This is a genomic window from Erwinia sorbitola (assembly GCF_009738185.1).
In the GTDB taxonomy this organism is placed as follows: domain Bacteria; phylum Pseudomonadota; class Gammaproteobacteria; order Enterobacterales; family Enterobacteriaceae; genus Erwinia; species Erwinia sorbitola.
In genome coordinates this window covers 1,103,266-1,121,355 of the sequence record NZ_CP046509.1, presented here as the reverse complement: position 1 = coordinate 1,121,355, position 18,090 = coordinate 1,103,266, and the positions used below count along the sequence as shown (strand labels likewise).

General features: G+C 49.2%; 18 protein-coding genes. 1 reads left to right on the top strand and 17 read right to left on the bottom strand.

Going from position 1 to position 18,090, the window contains the following annotated elements; genetic code table 11:
* Positions 1 to 7 precede the first annotated feature (7 nt).
* From GN242_RS05050 to tssF, 7 genes are read right to left on the bottom strand one after another with little or no spacing between them, the layout of a single operon-like run.
* Positions 8 to 1,099 (bottom strand): DUF4150 domain-containing protein, encoded by a 1,092-nt coding sequence (locus GN242_RS05050; RefSeq protein WP_154753767.1) that lies wholly within the window; start codon positions 1,097 to 1,099, stop codon positions 8 to 10.
* Positions 1,083 to 2,156: a hypothetical protein gene (locus tag GN242_RS05045; protein WP_154753766.1), complete on the bottom strand. Its 1,074-nt coding sequence runs from the start codon at positions 2,154 to 2,156 to the stop codon at positions 1,083 to 1,085. The genes GN242_RS05050 and GN242_RS05045 overlap by 17 nt, the downstream gene beginning before the upstream one ends.
* Entirely contained in the window at positions 2,153 to 3,184 is a 1,032-nt protein-coding gene (locus GN242_RS05040) for a DUF2169 family type VI secretion system accessory protein (protein WP_154753765.1), read from the bottom strand. The genes GN242_RS05045 and GN242_RS05040 overlap by 4 nt, the downstream gene beginning before the upstream one ends.
* Before the next feature lie 14 nt (positions 3,185 to 3,198).
* Positions 3,199 to 3,438 carry a hypothetical protein gene (locus GN242_RS05035; RefSeq protein WP_154753764.1) on the bottom strand — a complete coding sequence of 80 codons (240 nt, stop codon included), beginning with the start codon at positions 3,436 to 3,438 and terminating at the stop codon, positions 3,199 to 3,201.
* 26 nt (positions 3,439 to 3,464) lie between these two features.
* Positions 3,465 to 4,706 carry a hypothetical protein gene (locus GN242_RS05030; RefSeq protein ID WP_154753763.1) on the bottom strand — a complete coding sequence of 414 codons (1,242 nt, stop codon included), beginning with the start codon at positions 4,704 to 4,706 and terminating at the stop codon, positions 3,465 to 3,467.
* Positions 4,707 to 4,716: 10 nt separating this feature from the next.
* Entirely contained in the window at positions 4,717 to 6,594 is a 1,878-nt protein-coding gene (gene tssI, locus GN242_RS05025; protein WP_154753762.1) for a type VI secretion system tip protein TssI/VgrG, read from the bottom strand.
* A gap of 10 nt (positions 6,595 to 6,604) precedes the next feature.
* Complete coding sequence (gene tssF / locus GN242_RS05020) at positions 6,605 to 8,338, bottom strand: type VI secretion system baseplate subunit TssF (RefSeq protein WP_154753761.1); 1,734 nt, start codon at positions 8,336 to 8,338, stop codon at positions 6,605 to 6,607.
* Positions 8,339 to 9,093: 755 nt separating this feature from the next.
* On the opposite strand from tssF, the gene GN242_RS05015 reads away from it, so the two are divergent.
* On the top strand, positions 9,094 to 9,348 hold the full coding sequence (locus tag GN242_RS05015) for a YfhL family 4Fe-4S dicluster ferredoxin (protein ID WP_156286995.1): 255 nt from the start codon (positions 9,094 to 9,096) through the stop codon (positions 9,346 to 9,348).
* Here the strand turns inward: GN242_RS05015 and acpS are convergent.
* From acpS to rseA, 10 genes are all read right to left on the bottom strand, one after another.
* Positions 9,345 to 9,725, bottom strand: coding sequence for a holo-ACP synthase (gene acpS / locus GN242_RS05010; protein ID WP_154753760.1), 381 nt, complete (start codon positions 9,723 to 9,725; stop codon positions 9,345 to 9,347). The two genes, GN242_RS05015 and acpS, sit on opposite strands and share 4 nt — an antisense overlap.
* Positions 9,725 to 10,456 carry a pyridoxine 5'-phosphate synthase gene (gene pdxJ / locus GN242_RS05005; RefSeq protein ID WP_154753759.1) on the bottom strand — a complete coding sequence of 244 codons (732 nt, stop codon included), beginning with the start codon at positions 10,454 to 10,456 and terminating at the stop codon, positions 9,725 to 9,727. Before pdxJ ends, acpS begins: the two co-directional genes overlap by 1 nt.
* Before the next feature lie 74 nt (positions 10,457 to 10,530).
* Positions 10,531 to 11,268 (bottom strand): DNA repair protein RecO, encoded by a 738-nt coding sequence (gene recO / locus GN242_RS05000; protein WP_154753758.1) that lies wholly within the window; start codon positions 11,266 to 11,268, stop codon positions 10,531 to 10,533.
* Between the two features lie 5 nt (positions 11,269 to 11,273).
* A complete protein-coding gene (era, locus tag GN242_RS04995) occupies positions 11,274 to 12,179 on the bottom strand; it encodes a GTPase Era (protein ID WP_154753757.1) in 906 nt (301 codons plus the stop codon).
* Positions 12,176 to 12,856: a ribonuclease III gene (gene rnc / locus GN242_RS04990; protein WP_154753756.1), complete on the bottom strand. Its 681-nt coding sequence runs from the start codon at positions 12,854 to 12,856 to the stop codon at positions 12,176 to 12,178. Before rnc ends, era begins: the two co-directional genes overlap by 4 nt.
* Before the next feature lie 138 nt (positions 12,857 to 12,994).
* Positions 12,995 to 13,930, bottom strand: a complete 936-nt coding sequence (gene lepB / locus GN242_RS04985; RefSeq protein ID WP_154753755.1) for a signal peptidase I — start codon at positions 13,928 to 13,930, stop codon at positions 12,995 to 12,997.
* A 29-nt stretch (positions 13,931 to 13,959) separates the two neighbouring features.
* Complete coding sequence (gene lepA / locus GN242_RS04980) at positions 13,960 to 15,759, bottom strand: translation elongation factor 4 (RefSeq protein WP_154753754.1); 1,800 nt, start codon at positions 15,757 to 15,759, stop codon at positions 13,960 to 13,962.
* 238 nt (positions 15,760 to 15,997) lie between these two features.
* On the bottom strand, positions 15,998 to 16,462 hold the full coding sequence (gene rseC, locus GN242_RS04975; protein WP_154753753.1) for a SoxR-reducing system protein RseC: 465 nt from the start codon (positions 16,460 to 16,462) through the stop codon (positions 15,998 to 16,000).
* Positions 16,459 to 17,415: a sigma-E factor regulatory protein RseB gene (gene rseB, locus GN242_RS04970; RefSeq protein ID WP_156286994.1), complete on the bottom strand. Its 957-nt coding sequence runs from the start codon at positions 17,413 to 17,415 to the stop codon at positions 16,459 to 16,461. The genes rseC and rseB overlap by 4 nt, the downstream gene beginning before the upstream one ends.
* The gene (gene rseA / locus GN242_RS04965; protein WP_154753751.1) at positions 17,412 to 18,065 is read right to left on the bottom strand and encodes an anti-sigma-E factor RseA; all 654 of its coding nucleotides are present in this window, start codon (positions 18,063 to 18,065) and stop codon (positions 17,412 to 17,414) included. Before rseA ends, rseB begins: the two co-directional genes overlap by 4 nt.
* Positions 18,066 to 18,090 lie beyond the last annotated feature (25 nt).

Here is an 18,090-nt window from a genome sequence, read left to right as displayed (position 1 = left end):
CGAGTGCTCACCACATGCCCATGGCCGTGGCCTGCGCGCCAAATGCGCCCCAGGCGACAACATCGCCCGCCGGGCCATCAAGCGGGAAGACCGTTACCACCACCGCCACAACGCCCAGCGTGATCAGCCCGGCCCAGGCCCGGCCGCTATTTTCCTTCTCTTCTGTAGCAGGGGCCGGTACGGGCTCTGGTACAGGCACGGGCCGTGGGTTGGGGCACTCATCGGGAAATCCATCGCACATTCGTTTGACATTATAGGTCTGATATTTCGCATTCAGCTTTTTTGCCATTTCTTCATAATCACTCAGCCTGTTCCGCGGTAACGTTTTCACATCCGTTGGAAACTTTAAGTCATATAATCCCAGAGGCTGTTTAGTCACGGGATCAACCCGGATAATATCCATCCGCCGCCCTCCCTTCGGGGTTATCGGGCGGGCGCTGGGGAAAGGGCCACTGCCCCCGCCCTGCTTTATCAGTTCGAGATTTTTATCAAAATGCACCTCTGACCAGACAGAGCTGTCGTCCTCTGGATAACGCCCGTTATAATTCTTCTCTCTTATTTTATCGTCCACGCACTGTTCAAACTGGTGATATTCAGCGCCTGACGCACCTTTATTTCCCTTCAGGTTATTACAGTGCTGAATATAACATTCGACGGCAATCTCGCAGATTAACTTTAAAAACTCATCCTCCGGCAAGCCCGGCTGGCGCAGCCCGCTCATATTGACCGTGTTACGACGGTTCATCCACATCTTATCCGATAACCGGCACGCGGATTTCTTTTCAATAAACACGTCAAAGGAACCGGTCATCCACTCCGCTTCCGCCATATTAGTGCCGGAAACTATCCCGCCCAGCGCTCCCGGCTCATCAAATATACTGCCGGCAAATTGCGACCCCATATTGGCAATGGTATTTCCCCCGTCAGCAAATACGCTGACGGTGCTTTTCGTCAGCGTCCGGGAAAAAGCCTCATTCTGGAACGGAACCGGAATACCGCTACCCGGTATTTTGCAGACGTCAGGAAGTGTATTATGGCTGACGCCCCCTGAGCCTTTATGGCATAAGGTCAGCCCGTTAACATTAATTCTGGCGGCCATCCCTGCTCTCCCTGTAATAAGGTGACATCACTGTCGCGCTGCGTTGCCCGCTGTCCGCACTGGACAGTAATAAAGTATGATTGTTCGCCCCGTTATTTTGCGCGTAGCGCCAGGCAATAATAGCCATATGTAATAACATACTGGCACAGCCTGCGTCACCTGACGCCAGGGCTGGCGTAACTTGCTGAAAATCTTTCAATAATTGATTGTGCTTTAAACGTAATAAGGTAAAACCCAATTCATCTGCCCGGTAAGTCTCTCCGTTAAAATCTGTCACCAGCTGCGAAATTACAGGCGCCCCTGCTAACATTATTGCCTGTTTGGCAGCCTGGCTTAATGCCATTCCAGTACAGGGCAGGTCGCTATCTGCCAGCACTTCTTCCTGCGTAACTGCAATACTGGTAATCTGACACCAGGAGGACGTTGTCAGATTATGGCTAATCACGATACATGCAGCCCCCTCTCCTGGAACGCGCCCATAAGGGTTGGAACGCAGCGTGTCTTGATAAAAAGTATGACTGCCATGTAATAATGCTCGTGATTCTAACCATAACAGCGCTTCCAGCGTGGCCCAGGAATGTAAGGCAATCACGATATCCAGATGCTGGTCATGCGCTTGTTGAGCAGTGCGTGCTATATCCTCCAATACTTTGCCCGTCTGAGCATGCTCTCCATAATAAATATGCTTAACTTTCCATTGCGGTGCGTATTCGAATAATACCTGACAAAGTATCAATTCAATCTGCTCTGGAAATACAAAAATTTCTTTGGCAGGTAGAATAAACCAAATGTTTGCAGGTTGTTTTTTTATATCGAGATCTAATTCCCTTTGACTTACATCCTCCAGAATAGCCTTTAATAACGCCTCCCAGCGTCCGTTACCGAAATCCATACAGCCCCCAGAGAAATAACTCAGACTAACGGGAATGCCGCATTGATCGGTATAAAATGGATAGCGGCGCTGTAAGGAAAATTCAACGCTGACGGCAATATCAGCCAACGGCAGCGTTGGGCCTGAAGGGAAAATTCCTCCGGCAGCAATAATCGAAAGATTCATTGTAAGGTAGCCTCCCACTCAGGGAAAGATTTACCCTGTGCAACACGGACTGGTGTTAACCACTTTTTTTCCTTAATTAATACTTCGGCAAGCTGATTAACCTTGCGATGACATGATAATGTGGTATGCCACACCATCATGATTTGATTCCTGTCAGGCTCAATAGTGACGGTATGCAACTTTGCCCGGTGCTCTTGAATACTCCCATCAAAAAAACGCGTCCGAAATAGCAGAGACACTTTAGGTAAGAAGAAGCTTATCAGGCGGGACTCACTAAACGTCTTTGGCGTTACTCCTGCCAGAGTAACCAATTCACCACCTTTAAGCTGCCTGGCCTTTTTTTTGTCGGTTTCAGGGAGAAGCTGCCAATACAGCGGATTAAAATCTTCTGGTAGCAATGGTGCTCGTTGTAAAGACCAGTGATTGTCATAAGTGCCTGCATAACACACCCTATCAGGCCAGTGACTGGCGAGCGCCCCAAATCCGCGAATATCTGTGTCTGATTGTCCTAACATCTCAATGGAGGGAAGACGTGATAAAGACTCAAGCCGCTCCGTGCTAAGATTCACACCTACTGGATTGGCATAACCACTGGCATACTCAGGCCCGCAGACCATATTTTCATAAAGTAATTCTACACGCTCTGTAGGCTCAGGGGCGCTATACCCCCTTCCTTCCCAAACCCGTTCCCCATATACCCGCGCCAGTTTGACGTTGTTGTCGATACGCAAACCAATGCTGAATTCTGGTGAAGCAGAATCTGTAGGAGACCAGGCACTACCATTAAGAATTACATCCGTAAATGGTTTAGATGCCCCCACTTCATTGTCATATAGCAGGCTTTTCCCCGCAGAATGCATTACCGGGCCAGAATATAAGGGGTGCTGTATTTCTGATAACACCACCTGCCCATCAGGTAAAAAGTTATAGGTTGCTTTAACGGCGACAACCCATACCTCTGCTCCGTTACTATCCCTTATCCACGAACTACTTGCGGCATAGGGTGTTCGATTATCAATCCCCCACATAGTGCCTTATTCCCTTAATTAAGTTCGAGCCTGCCGCCACTTATACGGTTAACACCATTTGCGTCACTAAAGATGTACTCCCCTTTCAATACAATCTTGCCATTGGGGTGTAACGTAATACTGGATTTCCCACACTCTATAGTGATTTTTTTATTGGAACGTAACAGAATTTCCTCTGACGTCTCACTCTCTTCTTTTTCAGGAAATTTATTGCTCACAGTATATGTAGACTTTTTCAATAATGTATCAGTCATGGTTTAAGCTTCCTTTGCTAGATTTCTTATACTCTTCGTGTCATTTGACGAAACGCTGGCGCATCAGTGTTTAGTGTGAGAGATAATTTTTGATTCTGTAATCGCTCTGCCGCCAACCGTCGTAATATCAGACTACCGTGGCGAAGAACTAATAACAGGCCATCATTATGAACAGGTACGCCGTTAAGATAAGTAGCGCCAGGCTCATAACGCCCGGCATTTTTTTGCCACCAGCGCAAAAACGCAACTTTATTCGGCCAGGTTAAAGCGATATCAGGATCGTCGTCCGGAATTACTGAGCTCTCAACGATTGGCGGCAGAAAGCTCTCCGCACTTAGTTCATTCCAACCATATTTTTCCGGCAATGAACCGGTAATAGTGGTGATTGATGCCGCGCTTAATCTGCAATATTTAGGATCATCTAAATAATCGATTAGCAAAGGTATATTTGAAGCATAGCCAGACCAGCCCAGAGCTTGAATATACGCACGGCTACCGACTTTACATGGCGTCACCACAGTAGAGTATTCAGCCGCTGAATAATGAAAATTTAATGTATAAAGTCGTACTGCTTTCAAAACGACATCTGAAGGAGATGTATACATTAAAGGGAAGATGACCTCTTCTTTTTCGATGCCAACAGGAAAATGGTAGCGCAATAAAATATCTACTATCGCCACTTTCACAGATGGGTTGGCGATTGCTAAAAAACCCTCCGCAATATCATGCGCAGCGGGGTGATTTTTATAAAAAAGAGCATAAATCAGTAAGGGTGCGTATTCTTCCTTATCATGCAAATATGCAATATCACTTTCTGTCAATTCAATTACATGAGAGACTTCTGATCTCAAGTAAATTGCTAATATTTTAAGATGCGGATGGTTATCTAGCTGCTTCCATAGAATAGATTCTGTTGGTGCCCACTCAATAAGAGATTTTATTGCTGGAGTAAAATGAGAGACAACTTTCGCTAACGTTAAACACCCCTCCAGCAATTCATTATTATCCGTTTTCACAGAAAACAAGGCTATGGTAAATATATCACCAACGCTTAATGGTGAAAGAAGCTGCTCTTGCAGATAGCTTTTAGCATCACCCGACAATAGCTCAAGCCCACGCATATAATTAAACAACCTCATATCCAGTTGATATAGGTCATTAAGATCATGCTGATAGGATTCTAACAGTAGCCGTCTACGCCGAAAATCTACGGCGTGCATATCGGAATATTGCTCAACCAAAATAGGGTTAACACTTCTGGTCAACATTCAATCACCATTAATTCAAATTAATCTTATCAGCAATATTTTTGATGCCTTTATCGGCATCAACTAAGATACGAATCCCTTTCAAGATAATAGTGCCATCCTTTCTCATAACCAGTCTGGACTCACCTACTTTGATGGTTAGACTGTCACCAACTGTCAATTCGTAAAGTTTGCCGATTTCGATGGCCTGTTTGATACCAACACTCTCGATATCATTCTCTTTCACCTCCGTTTTTTGGCTAACATTGACCGTTTTCTGGCGGTTTTTCTCAACGAGCAGTGTTTGGTCATTGGTTACGGTAGTTTTTTGATCGTGCTTTACTTCGATGGTTTGATCGTGACCAATCGTCTCTGTGTGGTCTGTACCGACTGCTGTGCTACGGTTATCCAGCACTTTAGTATTCATATCTTTCTGCGCATGAATAAATACTTCCTGTTTACCTTTCTCATCGTCAAAGCGCAGCTCGTTAAATCCCTCTCCTTTATGGGTTTTTGTTTTAATTGTGGTGCGGGTTTTTTCTGCCGGTAAGTCCAGCGGCGGCTGGTTCAGGCCGTTATAAGTACAACCGGTAACGATTGGGCGATCAATGTCACCATTGAGATAGGAAATGATGACTTCCTGGCCGATACGAGGGGTGGCAAGAAAACCAAAACCGTTTCCGTTCCATCCCTGTGCCACCCTGACCCAGCAGGAGGCTGTGTCATCGGCTACGTCGTAACGGTTCCAGTGGAAATGAACGCGTACCGCACCATCTTCATTGACGTAAATTTCCTCACCCTTCGGCCCTACGACGGTAGCTACCTCATCACCGTCCGCCAGCGGTTTGTAATGATATGGCGGCCGCCAGTCGTTACGTCCGGGAATAAAATTCACTTTATTGGTGAGAAACGTCCCCTGCCCGCGGCTTTCTTCCTCCAGTGCGGCAGGTTGGACACCGTGGTGTATGGCGCTCACCACCTGCCAGCGGTCATTCATCGCTTCAACCGGATGGGCCGACAGCTTGAATATTTTTCCGGGCATAAGCCTGATGCAGTTAGAGTGTGCAACACCCGCTTTACTGTCAGCATTCAGTTGTTCCATCCGGTATTGTGCGAATGTTTTCGCCACATTATCCTTCTGAAAACGCCCGTAACTTTCAAATACTGAGTGCCCTGGTATTCCGCCCAGCTCCGCTGCGGCTCCGTGCTTCAGGTCATAGTCGGGATTACCGTAGTTACGATCCTTATGTACGGTTTCGCCGGGGCGGGCGCGGGAGCCAAAGCGGAGCCGGTTAATCACATTTTCTTCACTGACCGGGCGGGCGTCGGGGTTATAAATCACATCAATACCCGCCGTCATGCTCAGATGAGAATCACTGTAATAGACGCGCCCATCAGAGTTAAACCAGAATGCGATCCCTTCTTCTGCGGCTAATCGACTAAAAAAGTCGTAACTTGATTCCCGTTTCATGGTGACGTATTCACGGGGGTGATGAGCATCGAGAAACCGGCTGTTTCCCGTTACGCCTTTTTGCCGCAGGATTTCTTTTAATATATCCGGAACCGCGCTCTGATGATAAATACGGCTGTCCTGATCCAGTGTCAGCAGCCACATTTCAGGACGGATCGTGACATAATACCAGGTGCGATGAAAGCCGCTGTTTCCCAGCTCAATACTTTCTATTATTCCGTTAATCGTTCGCTGTTCTTCACCACTGACTTTAACGGTCAGCGAACCTTTTTGTAGCAGCTGTGCATCGGTATCAATGTCACTGCGCCGGCTCACCAGCGTGAGCGAAAGGGTAAACAGTTCAGAGAGACCTTCGGTCAGGGTAAATTCAGCAACATCAAACGTATCATCCAGCAGCTCCCCAAGCTGGCAGGAGAAATAAAGTCCTGTTTTTTTCATAATTGTGTCCTTACATGATCTTCCTGTGGCCATCTACCTGGGGTAAACACCATTGTTCCTGTGAATGTAGCTGAATAACATCCATGCAAATAAAGCTATTTTCCGTCTGACTGACTGAAAAAAGAGAGTTGAGCGCCACGGCAAACTTATACATTTCACCATCGCCTTCATAGCAATGCTCATCCATCGTCAGCGTAATACCCATTCCCCGGAAGGGCAGTCCTTTATGCAGGCGGTCAATCGGCCGTGCAACAATATTGATCAGCCCGTCAATAGAGCGCTGAATATTGCGGCTTAATATCACGTTGCGCTCAGGGTAGAGATCAAATACTTTAAGCAATGCTTTTATAGCGTTGATATCATTGAAGTAAAACGTATTTAACTGCAACAGGGAAAGCAGCGGCCACAGCGTTTTTATCATCACCGGGTAGTAAGGCGTTACAGGCGTTATGTTCCTCACTGCCAGATCGCTTTGAATGGTTTCACCCGGTATGCTGATCATGCCTGGCTCAAGCCTTTCTGCCTGTTTATCAGCTGCGGTGTAATGGCATATAAAGTACTCCAGATGAGATCTGACCATCGGTTTAGCGTCATACTGATAAAAAACCAGCTGGCATTGTTCTCTGTCAAACGCATCCTGCTGTCTTCTTAGTTCATAAAAAAAGTCCTGCTGTGGATACGTTAAATTGCGCCGGGCGGCTAACGCGCCTGCACTTATCGGTATGAACTGCTTTGGTTCACCCGGCTCGTTCTCAGGCTCCTGCTGGCTGACGACAGAATGGATAGAAAACAGCTGATTATCAGGCAGCGGCAGCGTGTAGCAGGCTTGATCCTGCTGAAAGTCAATTTTCGCGGTTTGCGCCCGGTACAGGTTAATCGCCGGAACGCAGTGCATTATGAAAGCGCCTTCAACCGTCCTGATGGGTATCGCTCCATCAAACTCAAAAGAAACAGCAAACTGTTGCCCCGGTGATAACGGCAACGAGCCTCGTTCATTGCAAATATCCAGTGAGATAAAGTCATGAACGTGAGGCAAATAAAACAGCTCTGGCAGCAGCTGTAACGGCCAAAAATCCGGTTTATCCGTGGGTAATATCAAATTATCAGCATCAGGCTCCCAGCCAGTAACAACCGGGTCAATACTAAGCGGATTGGAGTCATATTGGATTGTGATCCTGGTCAGATACTGTTCCAGCCATAGCATTAATGTTGCCGCAAGCGTTTTATCCTCAGACAAGAACAGCCGGAGTGGCCTGGCTTGCTGCCAGCTCACATCCCTGCCGTCATAACGAAATGTCAGCGTGATCCGGCTGTTGCCAGCGCTATGGGTTAACTCACGGTGAAGCAATGTCAGGGGTTCAACTTGCAGGTCATGGCAAGTCTGAAAAGAGAATGTGTTACCGTCATGTCGGGCAAACAGCTGACTCTGTTTCGGTACACTCATCGCCTTATCAATAGAATGCTTTTTTGGAGAAAAATGGATAATCGAAGTTGATGGGATCGGACGCAATGGAAGGTGCCAGACATCAGCCAGCAGATTCTGAGTAATTTCAGGAAAGTCATCAATAATTTTTTGCCGCAGGCGGGCTGTCAAAGCAGAAAACCCTTCCGCTAGTCGAGCCACATCTGCATCGCCCGAATTCGGCAAGAAATCAGAAAGGTGTGGGCTGGACTTAGCCTGATGTGCCATCAGCTGTTGCAGATAATCTAATTCATCACGAAAAAGATTTTCAAACGATTCCATGTCATTTTTCCATAGCAAGCATCATGTCCTGATTCATATTATGAATCAGACACAGACAAAACTGATTAATAACAACAAATATGAACCTTACAATTAGTAGTATTACTAATTATATAGTGCGACATTGTTATAATGACCGTTCAATACTACATCAAAAAAAGATGGAGTAAAGATCAGATACAGTTAAACCTTGATAAGTAGAAACAGTAAAAACTTTCAGTAATTAACAGGAAGACGACGCCTTTATCATTATAAAAAAGAGCCAAACCGTCACATTATCGTAAAAAATAAAATAACAAATTTACACTTGCTACCAGAGTTATATTATTTAACTTACTGCAAACGTTAAACTCCGCCTTTAAATTAACGATAAATATCATTATTATTCTATTCTGCCAGAGAAAATAACGATGCGGTTTTTGCGGGCAGAATAATAAAAGAGAGCAGTGACGACAGCTTACCCGCTCAGGCTGCGCTATCGATGTTGAAAACTCGTCGTTATTGGGTGTTTTCACTGTTTGTGTTACAGTGCGCGCCATTACGATTTCCTGACTTCAGGCGCTCTCAACTACTGTTACACAAATGAGGGGGGGGGTAAACCTGAAGCACAAACGGCCTGTATTGCGACTTTGTGTTAAGTGTCTGACCCACAAGCGTTCAGGACACAGGATTAATGTACGGAAGTTAATCTCGTAAGAAATACAAAACACAGCTAAAACACTAATTTAACGCGATTAAAAAGGTAAGTGATTGAAGTGGCTTTACTAATTACGAAGCGTTGTATCAACTGCGACATGTGTGAACCTGAGTGCCCTAATGAAGCCATTTCGATGGGGGACGAGTTTTACGAGATCGATACTGACCGCTGCACAGAGTGCATCGGCCATTATGATACCCCTACCTGCCAGCAGGTATGTCCAATTGATAACACCATTATTACTGACCCGCTGCATATCGAAAGTAATGACCAGCTGTGGGAAAAGTTTGTGGTGCTGCATCCGGCGGGTTAACTCTCAATAATCACCGTCGCGCAAGCATAGTGGCGCTCATCCGCTAACGTAACATGAACATGGGCTACGCCCAGTTTCTGCGCCACTTGCTCTGCATGCTGGAAAAAGCGCAGCCCCGGCTTGCCCAGCTCGTCGTTATAAACTTCAAACTGATTAAACGCCAGGCCGCCGCGAATTCCGGTGCCAAAGGCTTTGGCTGCTGCTTCTTTAACCGCGAAACGTTTAGCGAGAAAACGTACCGGCTGCTTATGCGCCTGGTACTGTGCCCACTCATTATCACTGAGCACCCGTTTTGCCAGGCGATCGCCGGAGCGGGAGATTACCGCTTCAATACGGGCAATCTCCACAATATCGGTACCGAGGCCAAGAATAGCCATTAACGTCGTGCTTCCCGCATCAGCAGCTTCATCTCTTTCACAGCTTCTGCCAGACCGCTAAATAGCGCGCGCCCGATTATCGCATGGCCGATATTCAGTTCGTGCATTTCTGGCAGAACCGCAATTGGCTGTACGTTGTGGTAGGTGAGACCGTGCCCGGCATTGACTTTCAGGCCCTTACCCGCTGCATAAGTGGCAGCCTCTGCAATACGCGCCAGTTCTGTGTCACGCTCCGGCCCCTCTTCCGCCTCAGCGTAAGCGCCGGTGTGGATCTCGATATACGGCGCACCGGCAGCGACAGCGGCATCAATCTGTCGATGGTCAGCATCAATAAACAGTGACACCAGAATTCCGGCATTGTTAAGGCGTTTAACCGCAGCGCTCACTTTCTCCTGTTGCCCGGCAACATCCAGACCGCCTTCGGTGGTCACTTCTTCACGTTTTTCCGGCACCAGGCAGCAGAAATGGGGCAGAATTTCACAGGCAATATCCACCATCTCATCCGTTACGGCCATCTCCAGATTCATGCGCGTCTGGATGGTCTGTCGCAAAATGCGTACGTCGCGATCGGTGATATGGCGGCGATCTTCGCGCAGATGCACGGTAATACCGTCGGCTCCGGCCTGCTCAGAAACAAAAGCAGCCTGTACCGGGTCGGGATAATGAGTGCCGCGTGCATTACGTACGGTAGCAATGTGATCGATGTTAACGCCCAACAAAAGCTCTGCCATGATAGTCCTCAGAAAATCGCGAAAAGTTTTGGTCAGTGTACAACGATCAATGCATGCAGGGGTATGACCCGTGGCTATTCATCGCCAGGAAGTGCTGCATCTGGTCGTTTTCTCGGCAAAAACTGGCGAAACAGTTCCGTGCTCTTCAGCGGTTTACCGCCAAGGTAGGGTTTCAGAGCAATGCGCGTAAATCGTTTGGCGGCACGCAGGGTATCCGCATCCGGGAATTCACGCAGATAGAGCGCCTTTAAATGGCGGCCGGTAAAACTACGATGGCCCACCACCAGGCTGGCGATAAATCCTTTCTCTTCGCGATAGCTGTAAGTCATACCATCGGCAACGTCTTCTCCACTACCTGCGCAGTGCAGAAAGTCAACGCCGTAGCCAAGATGACCGAGCATAGCGAGTTCAAAACGTCTTAGCGCAGGCTCAGGCGACCCAGCATCAGCTGCCAGCGTCTGAATACAGTGCAGGTAATCGAAGAAAAGCTCACTGAAGGGAGTTTCGTGTTCCAGCACGCGGGAGAGCAGCTCATTAACGTAAAGGCCGCAATAAAGAGTGGTGCCGCTAAGGGGTAACGCCATGGAGACCGGTTCAGCGCCGCGCAGAGTTTTCACTTCTCCGCGACCGCCCCAGCGCACCAGTAATGGCGTGAAGGGTTGCAACGCACCTTTCAGGCTGGATCGTTTGGAACGGGCGCCTTTAGCCAGCACCCGTACCCTGCCGTGCTGTTCAGAGAACAGATCAAGCAGCAGGCTGGTTTCGCTCCAGGGGCGTCCATGCAGGACAAATGCGCGTTGCCAGCCATCCATCAGGATCAGAGGTCGTCGGTATAGCCCAGGCTACGTAAGGCGCGTTCGTCATCCGCCCAGCCGGACTTCACTTTCACCCACAGTTCAAGGTGAACTTTCGCCTCAAACATGTCTTCCATATCACGACGTGCTTCAGTACCGATAACTTTAATTTTGGAGCCTTTATTACCGATCACCATTTTTTTCTGGCCTTCGCGTTCTACCAGAATCAAACCGTTGATGGTCAGGCCGCCACGCTCATTGGTGAGGAACTGTTCGATTTCAACCGTAACGGAGTACGGCAGTTCGGCACCGAGGAAACGCATCAGTTTTTCACGAATAATTTCCGACGCCATAAAGCGCTGGGAACGATCGGTGATGTAATCTTCCGGGAAGTGATGTTCCGCTTCCGGCAGGCGCTTACGCACGATGCTGGCGATGGTATCCACGTTGGTGCCTTTTTCGGCTGAGATAGGTACCACATCCATAAAGTTCATCTGCTGACCGAGGAACTGCAAGTGCGGCAGCAGAATGCTTTTATCAGTGATATTGTCGACCTTGTTGATCGCCAGCAGCACCGGCACCTTGCCATCTTTTAGCTTGTTCAGCACCATTTCGTCGTCGGCAGTCCACTTGGTGCCTTCGACGACGAAGATCACCATTTCCACATCACCAATCGAACTGCTGGCAGCACGATTCATCAGGCGGTTAATCGCCCGCTTTTCTTCCATATGCAGGCCCGGGGTATCAACGTAGATCGCCTGATACTCCCCTTCGGTATGGATGCCCATAATGCGGTGACGCGTGGTTTGTGGCTTACGCGAGGTGATGGAAATCTTCTGCCCCAGTAACTGGTTCAGTAAGGTAGATTTACCAACGTTCGGACGGCCTACAATAGCAATAAAGCCGCAATGGGTAGTTTGTTCGTTCATTCAATTCCCAGCTTAATCAGCGCCTGTTCGGCTGCTGCCTGTTCAGCTTTGCGACGGCTGGAGCCGGTTCCCACAACCGGTTCTGCCATGCCGCTTACCTGACAGTGAATAGTAAATTCCTGATCGTGCGCTTCGCCACGCACCTGCACCACCAGATAAGATGGCAACGGCAGATGGCGACCCTGCAAAAACTCCTGCAGACGCGTTTTTGGATCCTTTTGTTTATCACCCGGACTGATCTGATCGAGACGGCTGGCGTACCAGCTCAGGATCAGCTGCTCTACCGACTGGATATCGCTGTCGAGGAACACCCCGCCAATCAGCGCTTCCACGGTATCAGCCAGGATTGACTCACGACGGTAACCGCCGCTTTTCAGCTCACCCGGCCCGAGGCGCAGACACTCGCCCAGGTCAAATTCCCTTGCCATTTCTGCCAGCGTATTACCGCGAACCAGCGTTGCACGCATACGGCTCATGTCGCCTTCATCCACGCGCGGGAAGCGGTGATAAAGGGCATTAGCAATCACGTAGCTCAGAATAGAGTCGCCCAGAAATTCCAGTCGTTCGTTGTGTTTACTGCTGGCACTACGATGAGTCAGCGCCTGCTGTAACAATTCCTGATGGGTAAAAGTGTAGCCCAGCTTCCGTTGAAGCTTGTTAATTACGATGGGGTTCATGCGTTACCAATTTCTTAATGCGTCAATTATGCTGCACACGGAACAGGGCTGAACCTGAACACCAACACGATCTGTTTCGTGTGCAGTGGTCTGCCAATATGACAGACCACCCGTTTTAATGCCGCCCGCAGGCGCTCATTAGTGAATACCGCCAATACGGCTCAGGCGCACGCCAGTTGGCCACTGCCCTTCCTGCTTGTCAAAACTCATCCAGATAGCCGTCGCTTTGCCTACCAGATTGCGTTCCGGGACAAAGCCCCAGTAACGGCTGTCAGCACTGTTATCACGGTTATCACCCATCATAAAGTACATACCTTCTGGCACAACCCAGCTTGACTGCGGCTGACCTGGTTGCTGATAGTATGAACCCGGCTGGCTTGGCGCTTGAGCTATCAGCAAGATACGGTGGGTAACATCGCCCAGAGTTTCATTGCGGGTAACTAAACGAACCCCACCTTTGATGGTTTCACCTTTCGGTGTCTCAAAGAAACCGTTGCCGACTTCGTTACCGCTGAAGCCGCTGAAGGTCTGGATAAAATCACTCTCTTCAACATCAGAGTAGGTCACTGGCAGCGCGGTTGAGGCCTGCTGTACCGACACTGTTTTACTCAACGGATCGTAAGTCACACGGTCGCCGGGTAAACCGATCACACGTTTAATGTAATCCATACTCGGATCTTTCGGATATTTAAATACCGCAATATCGCCACGCTTCGGATGCCCGGTTTCAATCAGCGTCGTCTGGGTAATCGGATCTTTAATGCCGTAGGCATATTTTTCCACCAGGATAAAATCACCGATTAACAGAGTCGGCATCATTGAACCTGACGGGATCTGGAATGGCTCATAAATAAATGAACGCACCACAAACACCACGAACAGCACAGGGAAGACCGAAGCGGTAGTTTCTACCCAACCTGGCTGCTTATCGGCTTTGGTTGCTTCAATACCTGCTGCCTGCGCAGCCGCACGTTTAGCACGACGGGCGGGTGCCCATTTAAATTTGTCGATACACCAGATAATTCCGGTAATCAGCGTTGCTATCGCCAAAATCAGGGCGAACATATTAGCCATTCCAGTTCCCTCGAAGCCCGTATCCGGGCTTATTTACTGTCTTTACCCACGTGGAGAATGGCAAGGAACGCTTCCTGCGGTAACTCTACGTTACCTACCTGCTTCATGCGTTTCTTACCGTCTTTCTGTTTCTGCAGCAGTTTTTTCTTACGGCTGACGTCACCGCCATAACATTTGGCAAGAACGTTTTTGCGCAACTGTTTTACCGTAGAGCGGGCAATTATATGGTTACCAATTGCGGCCTGAATCGCGATGTCAAACTGCTGACGTGGGATCAATTCTTTCATCTTCTCGACCAGTTCACGACCACGATACGGCGCGTTGTCATTGTGCGTAATCAGCGCCAGAGCATCGACACGCTCGGAGTTGATCAATACATCTACGCGTACCATGTTGGAAGCCTGGAAACGTTTGAAGTTGTAATCCAGTGAAGCATAGCCACGAGAGGTCGACTTCAGACGGTCAAAGAAGTCGAGCACCACTTCGGCCATCGGGATTTCGTACGTCAGCGCAACCTGGTTACCGTGGTAAACCATGTTGGTCTGAACGCCACGTTTTTCGATACACAGCGTGATAACGTTACCGAGGAACTCCTGCGGCAACAGCATATGGCATTCAGCAATCGGTTCACGCAGCTCTTCAATGTTGTTCAGCGGCGGTAATTTGCCCGGGCTGTCAACATAGATAGTCTGGTTGTCCGTAGTAATAACTTCATAGACAACCGTTGGAGCCGTAGTGATCAGCTCGAGGTCATACTCGCGCTCCAGACGTTCCTGGATGATCTCCATATGCAACAGACCAAGGAAGCCACAGCGGAAGCCGAAGCCCAGCGCGGTAGAGCTTTCTGGTTCATAGAACAGAGATGCATCGTTGAGGCTCAGTTTACCCAGAGCATCACGGAAGGCTTCATAATCGTCAGAGCTAATCGGGAACAGACCCGCGTAAACCTGCGGCTTAACTTTTTTGAAGCCTGGCAGTGCTTTTTCTGCCGGGTTACGCGCCAGAGTCAGGGTATCCCCTACCGGTGCGCCCAGGATGTCTTTGATGGCGCATACCAGCCAGCCTACTTCACCGCAGTTAAGCACATCAGTATCAACACGTTTCGGGGTGAAGATACCCAGACGATCGGCGTTATAAGTCTGACCGGTGCTCATCACCTTAATCTTTTCGCCTTTGCGCATGGTGCCATTTTTAATACGCACCAGGGAAACCACGCCAAGGTAGTTATCAAACCAGGAATCGATAATCAGCGCCTGCAACGGGCCATCCGGATCACCCTGTGGTGGCGGAATGTCACGCACCAGACGTTCCAGCACGTCAGGAACGCCGATACCGGTTTTAGCCGAACAGCGCACTGCGTCAGTGGCATCGATACCAACGATGTCTTCAATTTCCTGGGCTACACGATCGGGATCGGCAGCTGGTAGATCGATTTTATTCAGTACAGGTACGACTTCCAGTTCCATTTCCATCGCGGTGTAGCAGTTTGCCAGGGTCTGGGCTTCTACGCCCTGTCCGGCATCTACCACCAGCAATGCGCCTTCACAGGCGGCCAGCGAGCGGGAAACTTCGTAGGAGAAGTCAACGTGGCCCGGGGTGTCGATAAAATTGAGCTGGTAAGTTTCACCATCTGGCGAATGGTAATCGAGGGTAACACTCTGCGCTTTAATAGTGATGCCGCGCTCGCGTTCTAAATCCATGGAATCCAGAACCTGTGCAGCCATTTCACGTTCGGTCAACCCGCCACAAATTTGAATCAAACGGTCAGAGAGCGTTGATTTGCCGTGGTCGATGTGGGCGATGATAGAAAAGTTTCTTATGTGCTTCATTATTGAGATTTTTCTGCCTTACAAATTCTGGAACTCTCGCGATGCGAAGTCAGGAGAGCGTGATATCACAGGCGGACACTGGCCCGAAAGGCAGCATTCTACACTACATATCAAAGGGGTGGAATCGTCGCGGGCAGGCAATAATGTTTGCAATGCCATATCGCAGGGGAAATAAGGAGTATTCGCAGGCTGAAACAGGACAGCTGGCAGGCTAAATAGCCAACCGCCCTTTCGCGGGTCAGGCATCGGTACTGACGTGAATAGCGTCAGGTGGCAGCGCCACGCTGAGGATCACTGGCTGAAATGAGGCGGAGCGTCCCAGTATGCCAGAAATACCTTTTGCAATAATAAACCCACCAACGCCACCGAGCAGCGCACCACAGGCAGTCGCCAGATCGCTGTGAAACAGCATCTGAAACAGACCCGCCAGGATAAACAACCCAATCAGGGGAGTCATATAGACCAGAAACGCTGAACTAAGCAGGCTATTTTCAGCAATACCCAGCTCAATACGCTGGCCTGGTATCAGCGGTTGTGCACTGGCTATTTTCATTACGTGGGCATTTTTTGGCCCCAGCTTATCCAGCATATGACTACCACAGCCTTTACGCGCGGAACAGCTGCTACAGGATGTTTTTATTTCGGAGTGCAGCGTGGCAATGCCGTTCTGCCACGACACTACCGTAGCCCATTCTCTCATCATCGCGTGGCCCCTAAAGTAACACTATCAGCAATACACTTCGCAGTAGCAGGAGGAAGTTCACCCACCACCGTTATCTCCGCATTATTACGCACTTCAGTTTGCACCGTACGACGCCCAGTGCGCAATTGTTGCGGCACGCTGTTTTTATCGGCCATCGTAATATTAATAGAGAAGCTAAACAGGCCATCAGAGTAGAGCCGGGTTTCTACAGGACGATCGAGAGATGGCAGCTGGCGGCGGCTTTGCGCCACTTCCTTCATACCCGCCGGTAACCAGCCCGCTTTCCAGTTAAATGTTACCGCATTTGCCGTTGGCACAGATAATACCGGAGGGAGTTTGGCGGTCTCCAGCCCCTTCATAATATTGCGCACGCCGTCATCTACCGCAAAACTTACTACCCGGTACTGCTCCAGCGTTTCGCCGTCACGATCGAGCAGATCTACCCGCAAAGGGAGCTTCGTTTCACTATCCAGCCAGACGATATAGCCGTAGCGCGTACCATCACGTGGCACGATACGGATAACTTCACACAGCTGATCGGCAATACGTGTGCGGCCAACGGAGACAAAATCGTAAGTTTCAGCCAGACGCGCAAAGTCGGCATAAACCAGCGAAGGCAGTGAATCAACAATATGATCCCCCACCATAGTGAACGGCTCCAGGCCTGATTCAAAATAGCTGACTTCATTGCCGCGCTGAATAATTTCACGACGAGGGCCGTCCATCTGCAACAGCTGCGCATAGACTTTGTTGTTGATGACAGAGTGACGATAACGTAATGATTCAATGCCTAAACGCGATACGTTGATATAGGCAAGCTCATAGTTGAGAGACTCGCTGGCCTGCTCCATCTGATGTAACAACGCCCCGGATGGCGTTTGAGCGGCCGGGGCGACAGAAGAGTAAATCAGGCTACCAGCGATAAGACTGACGGCGCACCAAAGCTGCTTCATTGCTGCGGTTGCATTCCTAACGACTGAGTACCAGGAACCTGAGCAGCAGCCTGTTGATCAGGACTCTGCTCAAACTGTAACTGTTCTGCATGCAGGCGACGTTGCAGCTCGTAGTCCTGCAATAGTGCATTAACGCGGCGACGCTGATCCTGCACCTGCTGATTAGCATTCAGCTGTGTGTTAGCGTTATCCGCTGGCACACCGAGGCTGACAGGAGATGCCTGGCCCATCATCGGCAGCGTATTGAAGACTGGCGAATCCGGAGACTGACTCTCACTTGGTTTGTTGTACTGCTGCACACCAACAATCACGGCCAGAGAAACGCAGGCGGCGAGACCGACCTGAGTGATCTGAGCAGCCCATGGACGCAGCTTCGCCCAAAATGGCATTGCAGCAGCCTGTTCTGGTAATGGCTGCGCTTCAGGAATCAGTCGCGTGATATTTTTCGCAGGCTCGTTATCAATCGCTGCCATAACACGGGCTGAGATATCAAAATCGAGCAATTGCGGGACATCACCGCGCAGTGTATCGCGGATCAGGTGATAGCTTTCCCAGTTTTTCTGCAGCACAACGTCTTTAGACAACGCAGACATAAGTTCATTGTCCAGCGTTTCACCGTCCATAAGAGCGGAAAGTTGTTCTTTCTGCATGCCTCAATACCCTTCCTGTGTCGCT

Coding starts and splice junctions, on each gene's coding strand:
- GN242_RS05050 (WP_154753767.1), bottom strand. CDS start 1,099: ATGGCCGCCAGAATTAATGTTAACGGGCTGACCTTATGCCATAAAGGC.
- GN242_RS05045 (WP_154753766.1), bottom strand. CDS start 2,156: ATGAATCTTTCGATTATTGCTGCCGGAGGAATTTTCCCTTCAGGCCCA.
- GN242_RS05040 (WP_154753765.1), bottom strand. CDS start 3,184: ATGTGGGGGATTGATAATCGAACACCCTATGCCGCAAGTAGTTCGTGG.
- GN242_RS05035 (WP_154753764.1), bottom strand. CDS start 3,438: ATGACTGATACATTATTGAAAAAGTCTACATATACTGTGAGCAATAAA.
- GN242_RS05030 (WP_154753763.1), bottom strand. CDS start 4,706: ATGTTGACCAGAAGTGTTAACCCTATTTTGGTTGAGCAATATTCCGAT.
- tssI (WP_154753762.1), bottom strand. CDS start 6,594: ATGAAAAAAACAGGACTTTATTTCTCCTGCCAGCTTGGGGAGCTGCTG.
- tssF (WP_154753761.1), bottom strand. CDS start 8,338: ATGGAATCGTTTGAAAATCTTTTTCGTGATGAATTAGATTATCTGCAA.
- acpS (WP_154753760.1), bottom strand. CDS start 9,725: ATGGCTATTCTTGGCCTCGGTACCGATATTGTGGAGATTGCCCGTATT.
- pdxJ (WP_154753759.1), bottom strand. CDS start 10,456: ATGGCAGAGCTTTTGTTGGGCGTTAACATCGATCACATTGCTACCGTA.
- recO (WP_154753758.1), bottom strand. CDS start 11,268: ATGGATGGCTGGCAACGCGCATTTGTCCTGCATGGACGCCCCTGGAGC.
- era (WP_154753757.1), bottom strand. CDS start 12,179: ATGAACGAACAAACTACCCATTGCGGCTTTATTGCTATTGTAGGCCGT.
- rnc (WP_154753756.1), bottom strand. CDS start 12,856: ATGAACCCCATCGTAATTAACAAGCTTCAACGGAAGCTGGGCTACACT.
- lepB (WP_154753755.1), bottom strand. CDS start 13,930: ATGGCTAATATGTTCGCCCTGATTTTGGCGATAGCAACGCTGATTACC.
- lepA (WP_154753754.1), bottom strand. CDS start 15,759: ATGAAGCACATAAGAAACTTTTCTATCATCGCCCACATCGACCACGGC.
- rseC (WP_154753753.1), bottom strand. CDS start 16,462: ATGATGAGAGAATGGGCTACGGTAGTGTCGTGGCAGAACGGCATTGCC.
- rseB (WP_156286994.1), bottom strand. CDS start 17,415: ATGAAGCAGCTTTGGTGCGCCGTCAGTCTTATCGCTGGTAGCCTGATT.
- rseA (WP_154753751.1), bottom strand. CDS start 18,065: ATGCAGAAAGAACAACTTTCCGCTCTTATGGACGGTGAAACGCTGGAC.